7 protein-coding genes are annotated in these 13596 nt (G+C 39.3%); 2 read left to right on the top strand and 5 right to left on the bottom strand.

Annotated elements, in window-relative coordinates:
- Positions 1–79: 79 nt before the first annotated feature.
- From NBH15_RS15180 to NBH15_RS15165, 4 genes are all read right to left on the bottom strand, one after another.
- On the bottom strand, positions 80–1276 hold the full coding sequence (locus tag NBH15_RS15180; protein WP_128135761.1) for a DUF4934 domain-containing protein: 1197 nt from the start codon (positions 1274–1276) through the stop codon (positions 80–82).
- 94 nt (positions 1277–1370) lie between these two features.
- Positions 1371–1775: a hypothetical protein gene (locus NBH15_RS15175; protein WP_128135760.1), complete on the bottom strand. Its 405-nt coding sequence runs from the start codon at positions 1773–1775 to the stop codon at positions 1371–1373.
- A gap of 28 nt (positions 1776–1803) precedes the next feature.
- Complete coding sequence (locus NBH15_RS15170; protein WP_250822992.1) at positions 1804–3099, bottom strand: glycosyltransferase family protein; 1296 nt, start codon at positions 3097–3099, stop codon at positions 1804–1806.
- 25 nt (positions 3100–3124) lie between these two features.
- On the bottom strand, positions 3125–4081 hold the full coding sequence (locus tag NBH15_RS15165) for a glycosyltransferase family 2 protein (protein ID WP_250823007.1): 957 nt from the start codon (positions 4079–4081) through the stop codon (positions 3125–3127).
- A 399-nt stretch (positions 4082–4480) separates the two neighbouring features.
- Between NBH15_RS15165 and NBH15_RS15160 the strand changes: the two genes are divergently transcribed.
- On the top strand, positions 4481–7792 hold the full coding sequence (locus NBH15_RS15160) for a SusC/RagA family TonB-linked outer membrane protein (protein WP_128135636.1): 3312 nt from the start codon (positions 4481–4483) through the stop codon (positions 7790–7792).
- A 24-nt stretch (positions 7793–7816) separates the two neighbouring features.
- Positions 7817–9643, top strand: a complete 1827-nt coding sequence (locus tag NBH15_RS15155; protein ID WP_233567581.1) for a SusD/RagB family nutrient-binding outer membrane lipoprotein — start codon at positions 7817–7819, stop codon at positions 9641–9643.
- Between the two features lie 49 nt (positions 9644–9692).
- On the opposite strand, the gene NBH15_RS15150 is transcribed toward NBH15_RS15155, so the two are convergent.
- Positions 9693–13184: a helix-turn-helix domain-containing protein gene (locus NBH15_RS15150; protein ID WP_244050738.1), complete on the bottom strand. Its 3492-nt coding sequence runs from the start codon at positions 13182–13184 to the stop codon at positions 9693–9695.
- Positions 13185–13596 lie beyond the last annotated feature (412 nt).

Genomic DNA, 13596 nt, shown 5'->3' with positions numbered 1-13596 from the left:
TACGCATGAGTTGCTGTAACTCCTACATATTTTTTAATTACCCAAATAACACGAATAAATTATCAACCCTATCTAACCATCACTTCTTTACTTTCATCAAAAAGAGTACCGGGTTAGTCTCCCCCAGATTATTCCGATCCGGAAAACGTTCCTCAATCATCGCCCTTAATTCTTTAGCTCTTTCAGCAGTCAGAATACCTTTTTTCTGCCAATATTTAAAACCATCATCTATCGCCGTTTGAAAATCTTCTTGTCCAACAATTGATATCAAATTATCTTTATATTGACCAATAGGATGATCAAAACCGATAAACAAAAAATCATTCAGTATATAGCTAAATGTTTTGACTTCTTGTGTCTTCTTGTCATAAACCGTAAACTTAGGAACAACTACATTGGTATTGTTAATAAATACTTTATCGTTTATTTCAAATATATCCTCAATACCTGCCATTTTCTTACATTCCAATAAAACTGTCAGAGCCATACGAGTTCCTTTCAAAATACTTTCACGATCTATCTTACTCATTGATTTATCTTTATAATCAATAAAATATTTTGGAGTTAACTCTCCACTTCTTACACTAAAAACAGAATCACGCATGTATTCTGCAAAAAGAATTTCATTATCGAGTTTTCGGAAAATGCAATCATGAATATATGGAGATTTATTAATAAGCGGATAATACTTATTAATCGTTTTTCCTTTATCATCTTTGATTACCAAAGAATAAGCAGGATCACCCATAACCGGACTTTCCCTATATAGGTAAAATAAGTTATCTTGATACTCAAACTTATCTGCGTAATAATTCATCTGTATATCCTTTATAAAATCTCCTTCAAAAGAAAAAATAAGAACTTTCTTTCTCATTATGTCATACAAATAAATAAGTTGTTGCTCTTCATTCAACGAAAAATCAGATAAATCAACAAATTCGTCAGGTCCCTGTCCACAATTTCCAACCCTATATAAATATTTTCCACTATGATCGAAAACGTAAATACCCTTTTGATTATATCTTTCCATTATGAAAATACAACTGTCAGACATCACAATCTTTTCAACTTTGTCCAATATACAATCACCCGAAAATTCAAGAGGAATCATTTTTATATCCTCTGCAAAATCGGATAATTTACCGTAATCAGTTTCCATTTCCGTTATCGGTATAGAAACGATATCTCCTCTCACAGTATTTTTCTTATCTTCTTTTGTTAAATCACATGCAATAGATATAAAAATCAACAATACATACAATATATTTTTCTTCATACTTTTACTATTTAGCATTTATACCAATAAATACTGCTCTAAAATGATCAGTTCTATAAAACCGATTTGCTTTCAGAGCAGTATCTTTCCTAAGTTACTGCGTAGCAGGTGTACCATACATTTCAGTCATTTGTTTCCAAAAGTCCGCACAAAAGAAAGGAGTACATTGTGCATTACCTCCACGTTGACATTTTACTGAAGCATCACTAACAATTATAGGAGCAATCCCATCAGCTCTAATTTTAACTTTTATTCCAAAAACAGAAACCTCAGAACCAGGTTCCCCTTCAACATCCATTGTACATGATGATGCTAGCCGTGACCAAAGAGAATGTGTCTCAATATCACCACTCGTTCCGGTATCATTACTCTGCCCCAACACTTCTAAATGAAGCGGATGATCCTTAACACCATAGCCACTCCAGGCGTATTGGATGTTTAACACAATTGCCAAAAGGAGCATTGCTCCACCGATTTTCAGAAAGCTTTTCTTTTTCATGCTTACCTCCAACTTTAATTGTTATTACTTATTGATTACGCATGAGTTGCTGTAACTCCTGCATATTTTTTATATCCTCTCGCTCGTTTATCAACTCCCGAAGTTCCTTTTTCACACTATCGCTATTTTTCCATTGCCTGACATAATAATTCGTGTAACAGCCCAAATAACATGAATAGATAATCAAACTCACAATCATCATCCTCCGAACTCGTTTTTCTTTTAAATGCATGATTGTTACAAACAGATAGGCCATAAGAAGACAACTGGCAACGCCTGGTAAATAGAGATATCGATCGGCCACTATTGCAAATCGTGATATAGGGATAATATGAAGTACAAATAACAGATGTATCAGGAAAAATAAGGAAGTGAAAAGAATAATCCTCCTTTGTCGCAATAAATAGATGCAATAAACGACAAAGATGACGACTACCGGATAAAACCAGAAGCGGAAAGGCATAGCGTATCCCGGTAACATCGGAAAAGGATACAAATAAGACAATTTAATGGGTATCAAGCATTTTGTCAAATATTCGATTAAGGAATAAGCCGCAAAGACAACTCGGTCGATCAATGGATAATCCAGCTCTTCCCGCCGGAATCCTTGTGCTAGCATGGGGATAGTTCCCATATAAAGAGACAGCAACAGGAAAGGCAGTTTTTCTTCCCATATTTTCAGGCGAAGCAGTCCTCTATCTGTTACAAAATCGACCAGTAATAAACATAATGGGAATACCACAGCCTGTTCTTTCCCTAAACAGGAACAAAGAGTTAAAGCCAGGGTTGCCACATAATAACTTAACTTTTCCGTACGGATAAATTTTAAGTAGCATAAAAGTCCCGTTAAATAAAATGATGTATAAACAAGGACTTTGGATGCGCTTATCCAGGCAACCGGCTCTACGTTGACCGGATGGATTGCCCATAACAAAGTAGCCAGAAAAACGATTTGTTTGTTATTCATCGTCGCAAGCCGGGATGATTGAGTTAATAGACCGGAAAGAAAAAAATAAAGCAATACGACATTCAACAGATGTACTCCCAAACCGGCCAAATGAAATATCACCGGAGAGTACCCGAATAATGAATAAATAAGTACATAGCCTATTTCATTCAGGGGTGAATACTGACCACCATGAGTCTCTGTGAAAATTCGGTAAATATTCTCCCAGGTAAGTCCCCCGGAAGTATACGGATTAATCACACACCATTGATCATCCCAATAATACAGAAAATCATTTTCTGACAAAGGATAATAAACGATACACGTCATCACCAGTATAAAAAACAGAGGGCAATACCTTTTTATCCTTGTTGGCATATTCATAGTATTTATATTTAGCGGGTTACACATTAAAAGAGGACGAACAATTTTCCGACCGTACAATATATTCAGGACGGTTCTTGCACTGCATAAACATTTTACCCAAATACTCTCCTATAATACCGAGCATTAATAATATCACTGCCCCCAACACAGAAATCAGTATAGCCAGAGATGCCCAGCCTGTCACAGCCTGCCCCGAAATAAAAACAGCATATAGCACATAAATAATTTCCGTGATGGAAAGTAAAGCGAAAAAAGCAGCAAAAAGAATGGCCCATCGTAGCGGGCGGATACTGAAAGAGGTGATCCCGCAAACGGCAAACAAAATCATTTTCTTTAAAGAATACTTCGTAGTCCCCGCATAACGCATCCGAGCCTGATAAGGTATCTGTATCCTGTGAAAACCGACCCATGAAACCATCCCACGCAAGAACAGGTATTCTTCGCGACAGCCACGCAATACCTCAATTACTTTCCTGTCGAGCAGGCGGAAATCTGCACAACCTTCTGTTACCGTTACATCAGATAAAAAATTCATCAAACGGTAAAAAAGACGAGAGCTAACTGTTTTGAAGCAATTAGACTGTTTACTATCTATCCGGATCGTATCCACGATATCATATCCATCCGCCCAGCAAGCTAACATATCAAAAATTAGCGCTGATGGATGTTGCATATCTGCATCCATAGTAATAACGACTTCACCCCGTGAATAATCCAATCCTGCTTTCAATGCTTTCTGATGCCCGAAATTCCGGGAAAAACTCAACCAGCGGACATGAAAATCCTGTTCAGACAACAACAATATTGTTTCCAGGGTATGATCTGTACTTCCATCATCCACGAAGATTAATTCATAAGGGCAAGATAATTTATCCATTACCGGACACAGTTCCTCATACAACACATTAAGACATGCATCCTCATTAAAGCAAGGGATTACAATAGATATATTTTTAGGAGGCTTTTCATACATATTAAATATAATAATCCGCATAACGTCTGTTTAATGACCAACATTACACAGATCCTTTTAATACAAACGCATGAAAAAAATAAATGACCCCACTAAAAATAGAAAAAATGTTTCGATAAGAATAAATGCATTGTACCATACCTAATAATAACTTCGTCCAATATCTTCTCTTAACAGAATAAAAAAATTCCATTATTTTTCACCACCTCCATCCTGGAAACTTAAATATAACAAACAACAAACCTGTTATTTTAGTACAAACTCCATGTAAAATCATACGTATGTATTTTTGTTACAAGTTAAATATCAGTTAGTAACAACTCTATTCCCTATTGTAGGCATACATTGCAACGTTTTAAGAAACGTTTGTTAATTATATGTCTAATTAAATTAATCATTATGTTTAAGATCTACAGACCTATCAGCGCATTATTGCTGGTGGCCTCATTAGGATCTGCCTGGAATGCCTTCGCATCCGAAGGGACAATAGGAGAAACTTCTGAAGTTAATCAGCAATCAGGGAAAGTTACAGGTATCGTCGCAGACGATCTTGGACCGATAGCCGGAGCAGCAGTCTCGGTAAAAGGCACCTCTAAAGGAACCATAACGGACAGCGATGGAAAATTCGTCCTGAATGGAGTCAAAAAAGGCGAAATAATACAAATTTCATTTCTGGGTTATACGACACAGGAAATCGCCTATAAAGGACAGGAAAGTCTGGATATCAAATTGGTGGAAGACTCACAAACCATCGATGAAGTCGTTGTTACCGCCCTCGGAATGAAACGTTCTCATAAAAGCCTTGGTTATGCATTAACAACCATCAAAGGAGATGAATTCACACTTGCCGGTAAGGCAGCAAACCCCTTAACATCTCTATATGGTAAAGCTGCCGGTGTTGGTATCCAATCGAGTGCAGCAGGTCCAACCGGAGGTATAAATATAAAGATTCGTGGAGCAGCCAGTTTGGAATCATCCTCCAAAACACGCCCGTTGTTCGTTGTAGACGGTGTGCCCATTCATGACCAGGAATCATCTATGGCAACCCGTGGTTATGATCCGTTGAACTCTTTTGATTATGGTGCAGGTATCAATGATATCAACCCGGAAGATATCGAATCAATGGAAATCTTGAAAGGTGCGAAAGCATCCGTTCTATATGGTAGTGAAGGTGCCAACGGCGTTGTATTGATCACAACCAAAAAAGGGGCTAATACCAGAGGTTTAGGAGTAACGGCTTCTTTCCAATATACGGTTGAACAACCGGTTTCCTATATTGATTTTCAGAATGAATTCGGTACAGGAACAAGTGTATATGATGAATTGACAGGTAAATTACCCGATGGGACCTCTATGAGAAGACTGGGTACTTCCCGCTTCAACTTCGGACCCGCTTTCGACGGAAAACCGATCATGGACATAGACGGTAATATTATCAACTACGAAGCACAACCGGATAACTTCATGGATTTCTTCCGTAAAGGTTATTCTGACAACGTCAACGTTGCCATTGCCGGTGGTAATGAAATGGGTAATATGCGTGTTTCCTATACCAATTACAAATATCAAGGTATTTTGGATAACTTTGAACAGAAAAAGAATATCCTCAGCTTCTCCGGGAAAATGAACGCATCAAAATTTGCGTCTTTCGAGATCAATTCGAACATTTATAATATTGTCACCCAAAACCGTTATCCCAATATCGGAAGCCTCGTTTCATTTGGTGTCAACAGAGATCAACCATTTTCAACGCTAGAACGACTATATAAAGACGAATCCGGATACAAACGAAACTTGGAAGATTACACGATGAGTAGTTATGCTTCTAACATTATGAGTTTGTTATGGCACCAACATGAAAACAAAAATGTGGATGATAAGTTCCACATGATTACATCATTAAAGGGGAAATTCGATTTCCATAAAAATGTATTCCTTGTTTTACAGGGAGGTATTGACTATACGGATGTTGAATATAACCAACAAGCCAGGGTTACCCAAGTTGAACCCAATGTAGTCGGTGGAAAATATTCCAGAAAAGAAGAACGCTATGTAGTACAGAATTATGATGCCATGTTGAATTTCGACAAGAATTTCATGAAAGATCGTTTGAATGTACTTGCTTTCTTCGGTGGAGGTTACCGCAGCAATGAAGATAAGAGCATCAATGTATCAACCTACGGCGACATGCTTTATCCGGATTGGTACTCATTGAATAATGAAGGGTCATGGCCAGGAGCAGGCGACAAAGGAAAGGTTAGAGGTATGTCACGTGGCTCTGATTTCTTGTACAGTCTGTACGGTGGTGTGACTCTTGCTTTGGACGAACGCTACTATGTTGAAATTACCGGAAGAAATGACTGGGCCTCGACTTTGCCGGCAGGAAATAACTCCTACTTCTATCCGGGTATCTCATTCAACTGGAACTTCAAAGACCAGCTTCCAATCCCGCAATTGCAGTTCGGTAAGATACGTATGGCATGGGCCGATGCCGGTCGTCCTGCTTCCCGCTATTTTGCAAACAACCTGTTCAGCTTAGGACAGATTGCTGAAACCGAAGCTTCCGTCGTATCACCTCCTAGTTCTCTCTTCTCCGGTAAGTTGAAACCTGAACGTAAAAGAGAATATGAAATCGGTATGGACTTGCGCTTCTTCGATCAGAACAGACTGGAATTCGACTTCTCTTACTATACCAATAACGTCTATGACCAAATTATGGCCGTTCCATTGTCATCCACTTCCGGATACAGCGAAATCAGGATCAATGCCGGTAACGTACATAACTATGGTTATGAAATCTTCTTGAAAGGAGCTCCGCTAGTAGGTAAAGATTTCCGTTGGGACATATCATTCACGGCAGCCAATCAATATTCAACTGTAAAGAAGTTATACCCGGGTATTACACAGAAAATCATTGGTGGCGGATCAGGATATAAAGTGGTAGCCGAAGTGGGTGAACCAATGGGTGAATTACTTACCTATGACTACAAGAAAGATGAACATGGCAATCGTATTGTGAGTTCGAATGGTTTCTATCAACTTGATTATGATGCAGGTTTCAAGAAAAACTCCAATGTCAACCCTGCTTTCATCGGCGGTTTCAACACGTCATTCTACTATAAGAACTTCAACATCAACTTAGGTTTCGACTATAAATTCGGTGGAGCATTGTTATCAATGTCTAACTATTACCTGATCGGTAACGGTTTGTCTAAAGAATCTCTGCCTTATCGTGACGAAAAACATGGTGGTCTGGCTTATTACATCAATGAGCAGAACGTAAAAGTGCCCTGCGCACACAATGCGACAGCTCCGGCCAATGCCCAAGACAACCGAATATATCATGATGGTCTTATACTTAATGGCGTAAAAGAAGACGGCAGTAAGAACGATATCATCTTAAGTGCATACGAATACTATTCTACATATATTCATGATATGTCTGCCGATCTACAACCTGATAATGTTTATAAGAATGACTATATCAAATTCCGTGAAATCGGTATTTCTTATACCATTCCGAAGCGAATCGTAGAAAAAGTCAAACTGCAGAAAGTAACTCTGACAGCTACTGCACGTAACCTGTTCTACCTCTATAAGGCTATTCCGAATATTGACGCAGAATCAACACTCGGCACGAACTCTTACGAAGAATATTCATTCTTCCCTTCTACTCGCAGTTTTGGTATCGGTGCTTCAATTAGTTTCTAATTATACTATTAAATGCAAGGAATTATGAAAAATATATTATTAACAGGTTTGGTGGCAACGTCTCTATTATTTTCCGGTTGCCAGGACAAACTGGAAGAAGACTTTTACAACCCTGAAGTTTATCAGGCTCCAGATGACAAACTAGCTTCCGGCCTATTCACACAAACACTTTACGAATGGCAAGTGTATGTACAGGACTACGGAGAATGGTGGTGGTCATTAGGTGGCTGGGGTATTACAGCCTATGCCCAAGTCGGCGTTCGGCCTATGACAAGTAATTATGCTGGTGTTTATCAAGATTTTGAAGATGTAACTACCGGTAACGGATTCTCGGCAGACAACGGTATACGCAATTATTTCAATAACATGTATACCAAGATGAGCAAATGGTCTATTTTCAAACAGTTAATCGAAGAAGAATATACAGGTGATGTATTAACAAATGCCTATGTATATTACCAGTTGACGACTGTAATAAAAGACTTTACCATGCTCCGCAACATCGATTTCTTCAACAGCATCCCCTATTATAATGCCATCCAGGGTAACAAAGGGGTTCTGTTTGCTGAATATGATGATCCTTTGGAGGTTACTAAAACAATTCTTGACGAATTGAAAGAGATTTCGGAAAGCATAGTTGCCAATTACGATAAAATGTCTGCGGATGCAAAAGCAACCTTTGCCAAACAAGATCTCGCCTTTAAAGGAGATATCCAATTATGGAAACAGTATATCAATGCATTGAGACTGAAATTTGCGATCCGCATGTCTGCTGCCGACGAAGCTTATGCCAAAGCTCAGATCGCATCGGCGATACAGGGCGGGCTTCCCAGCAAAGACATGACCTGGCTTTTACCGACCAATCCTGCAAAGGATTTACCGGGAGGAGGTACCATCAACCGCGGATGGTTCGAACGTTTCACTTCGATATTTATTCCAAATGTCATCCTGGAAAGAATGAACCATAACAGATTGAAATATGAACCGGGAATCGATGACCCGCGTCTGCCTGCCATAGCTGCTCCGACACGTTACAACGATTATCGTGGTATCCGTATGGACAACCTATACCACCAGCCGGCTTACGACTCTATTGCCGCCGGCAGCGAAGAAAACATGCGCCCGGATTACATCGATGAAGGAACATGGGAACGCCATAAATCCTATATCAATAACAACTCTGCATACCGCGATGCCGCTGGAACATTGAGTTACTATGATATCAACTGCGTATCCATGTATAACCCGGCCACTTATTACTATGCCAATTTCCCGGTCTATATGTTCTCGCTGGCCGAAACAGAGTTGCTCCTGGCGGAAGTTGTTGCTAAAAACTATGCTTCCACAGGGAAAAGCGCAGGTGAACATATCAGCGATGCTATGGCTTATTCAACAGAATTTTGGTACTATGTAAACTCTCTGTCCATATCAAGCCCTGCTGATTATCCACGCTATTTCCCGGAAAAACCTTCTGCCGAAGCGGTTCAGACATACGGTGATTTCCTGAAAGCAGAATATCAGAAAGCAACTACATTGGATGATCAAATGGAGTTTATCATGCAACAGAAGTATATCCATCTGAATTTGATGGCACCCAATGAATGTTGGACAGAATTGCGTAGAACCCGCCATCCGAAGTTGGAGCCGATCAACTTCCCGCCGTATTACACGCATATCAAACCACAAGTTGAACGTATAAAATATCCGGATTCCGAAGAACTGAACAATACAGAGAACTTTGCTAAAGTAAAAGCAGAGAACAACTATTCTTCGCCCATTTATTATATACCGCAAGACAAAAGATCTGAATCTTACTATCGAGATACTTACATTGAGATAGAAAAAGAGTAATAGGGAGTTGAGAGAGGAGAGCTGGCCATATGGCGGGCTCTCTGTTTTTTTAGGATACTTCCTCTTTCTGCGGCACCAGCATATTTTTCCTGTATTGCAAGGGGGATACCCCTACATGCTTCTTGAAGGTGCGGCTGAAATAAATCGGGTCAGAATACCCGACACGATAGGCTACTTCCGCTATGGGATAACAAGACTCATCCGATAACAAAAGTTTAGCCCGGTCCATTTTGAAGGAAACAATATAATCGTTCGGAGTCATTCCTGTAACCATCTTAATCTGGTTGAACAAACTGGTCCTCCCCATTCCCATACATTTAGCCCAGTGAGCTATATCGAAATCCGGATCTTCCAGATGTTCCTCCAAAACATGGGTAGCCGTATCCAACAGTCTTTTTTCCTGTACGTTAGTTGCCAATAGCGGCACGTAATCCTGCTCCTCTTTCTGCTTGATATACCTTGACAAAATACGTTTACTGTTTCTTACCAAAGAATTACATCTATGCTGAAGTAAATCCATAAAAAAAGGCTTGACCACATAATCGTCAGCACCGGAACGAATACTTTGAATCTGTTGTTCCGGAGATGGCTGGTAAGTCATCAGAATAACAGGAATATGTAATGTATCTACATGCGACTTAATCATCCGGCACAATTCTATCCCAGAACCGTCCACCATATCGATCTCACTCAAAATAATATCCGGGAGTTCTCTCAATGCGATCAAATAACCCTCCTTTACATCCTCCGCTTCAATCAAACGATAGGCAAACGAAAATGTCTCTTTCAGCGAAGCCCTTATCTCGCTGTCACTGTCTATTATCAACATCGTATAAAGAGTGTTATCTTTTGTTTCAAATACCTCTTCCACAGGCGATTCCGCATCATAGACAGGATTTCCGAAACTAAATACAACGTCTTCCTGCTCCTCTCTGTTGAACGTCTGTAACCGGGTAATTAACCCTTGCAAATAAACGACCTGCTTCAATACTTTCCCGATTCGGTTTTTACCGGCTACAACTGCCGCATCAGCAACAATATTATTCAATATAGCAATAATTACAGTCAGAGGTTTTCTGAACTCATTGGAAATATTAGTCAGGAATTGCTGATTATCCCGGTTCAATTTATCCATTTGCTCCACCTCCCTCTTTTTCATCTCCAGGGAAAGCATCAGTCGAGTCTTTGTTTTATTGAACCAAACCAGCCAGGCTATAATAGAAATTGTTACACAAACATACAGCAATATCATTGGCCACGAAAGCCAGAACGGATACATAATTATAATTTCCAGCTGGACTTCATTCTGAGGATTATCCAGCTCGCGGACAATCAGATTATACTTGCCCGGGCGCAGGGAAGAATAAGTAATCGTCCTGTTGGAAGTCGTTATCCACAATTCATCCAGACCTTCCATCTTATATTCATATTGCCCGTAATTTGATAGCAGATAGTTACTTGTCGAAAAGGTAAGACTAATTGTATTCAGGTTATAAGGCAACTCTATTTTGGAGGAAAAGGTGATATCCTGTTGAAGAAATTCCGAATCAGCAGGTGTCAGCAACTGATTATTCACTGAGATAGAAGAGAAAAACAAAGAGTAATTCCTACCCGGACGATTTAAATTCTGCTCATTAAAAGAAAATAATCCACATATGGTACCCACATAAACATTCCGGTCCATCGGTGAGACATAAATACCACAATCACCACTGAGAGAAAGTGGGGTAGGCAGATTACTTAAAGGAATATGAAAGGCAGAAAGAGGTTTCTTTTTTACCGACATATCCAAAATAGAAACTCCTTTGTCTGTTGTTACGATCAGGTTCCTATAAAACGAACGGGTTACGCTATAACATACGTCACTCAGCAAAAAATGGTCATGCTCCCTATAAGATGAAAAATCATTCCTTTCCTCATTATACAATAAAAGCCCTGAATTCAGAGTTGACATGAATAAACCATTTTTTGAATCACCACAAATCGAATTAACGGCACTGGGAATACGGCTCCCTTTTTGCAAGCCATCCCCATAGACAGACAGTATCTTTTGTGATTTCAGATCTACTGAAAACAAACCTTCTTCCAGCGAAGACACCCATAACCGGTCCTTGTCATCAATGTATACGGTACGGATATTCCCGGAACACTTTTGTTGCAGCAACGAATCATCCAACAGATAAGAGGCATGCAGATTCTCCCTGTCAAGTTTAAAAATACCCTGGATAGAGGCCAACACCAGCATATCCCGGTAAGGCACAATTTCTTCTATTATCAACTGAGAGGCCGGATCGATAAACGAGAAATCGATCTGCCTGACACGGTCTGTTTTCCTGTCATATACATAAAGCCCGTTTTTATAGACACTGACAAACAAGTTATCGGTCTGCTCATCATACCACAGCGCACGAATCTTATTATCCGGCAATCGGTGGGTAGCCTTGGTGATGTGCCGGATTACTTCCCTGTTCTTGTTCAAGACGTTTATACCACTGCCCTCGGATGCGACATACAAATTACCCTCTTTATCTTCGGCCATAGAACCGATAACAGTTCCATGCAGACGATCCTCAACTTTTTCGTCGCTATAAAAACATTTGAAATCATCCAAATCTATATTTCCATACCGGATATCACCATAATAGGGTCCAATCCATAAATTTCCTTGCCGGTCAGCAAACAAAGCAGTAATCGAAGTTTCCGCCATATACGGCTGGTTACCTATTATTTCCGGAACACCATTTGTTTTCATCTCTATCCGATAAAGACCGGCCAAAGTCCCCACCCATATTATCCCCCGAGTATCCTCAGTAAAGCAATGGATATAGGGTATGGAAGAACCTCCCGGATCATTAAAAACGACAGCTTCGCCATTTAATGAAACAACAGCAGCTAAACCAGATTTAGCCGACAGCCACAAATGGGATTCCGAGTCCAGGAACTGAGTAGTTATGTTCTCTTCCTGAAAACAGGTGGTTATAATCCGTTTTTCTGTCAGATCGACTCTCAATACACCGGTAGTCGTCCCTATCCAAAACTGATTATCGCCAATCGGAGTTATGAGAGTAAAAACATATCTTTCATCGGAAAACAAAATCTCTTTTTCTCCCGACCGGACATTACATCTATAAAGTGAATGCCCTTCAACAGCATAAAGCTGATCATCCGAATAACAAATAGCCGTTGCTGTAATCTCCGGCATGAAAGGTTGCCTCATCTGCAAATCGATACAGATTATATTGTTTTCCGCCAAAAGATATAGTGTAGAATCATTTCCACAGAAATTATGAATATTAGCATCTTCGAGAGACGGGAAATATTCAGACAAACGAATTACTTTAGTAGAAATGCCATCATAACAATTTACAGCATTATTACCGAGCCATATTCTCCCCAGCCGATCCTGCCATATTGCTATAGAGGAAGGCTGAGACAATCCGTCTTTTACTCCCAAAGACCGGAAATAGATTTCGTCTCCCCATATAGTAACAGAGAATAAGAGAAGTATAAAAGTCCAAATAGCCAAACGGATTCTATCCATCAAATCTGCTTAATATTAATACAGAGAACAAGTTAACAAAGCTCCATATCATCATCCTCTCCCGTATCTTAAAAACATCTAATATCCTGAAGCCTAATATTATACATTATTTAACTAACATAGTCCTAGCAGAACTATGTATAAATAATACGCAAATATAATAATATTATTTAAAAATACGTTTAAATTCATTCATATTGTAGTCTAAAATTTAATATGTGAACCAAACTTAGCCATAAGCGGTGTTATTTTTTTCTTGTTTATTCATCCTTTTTTCTTTTTAGGCATGAGTTCTGCTAGGACTGTGTCAAAATTCCGGATATATAATTAATCAAGATGCTGAAGAAATGCTAAGCACTTTCTTATAATTCCCCATTTCTTCCTTCAACAGATATGAAATACACCCAACCAA

Origin of the sequence: Parabacteroides caeci (assembly GCF_023656795.1) — a bacterium.
Classification (GTDB): Bacteria; Bacteroidota; Bacteroidia; order Bacteroidales; family Tannerellaceae; genus Parabacteroides; species Parabacteroides segnis.
Note: the sequence above shows the minus strand (reverse complement) of the source record. Positions and strands in the feature narration are given on the sequence as shown.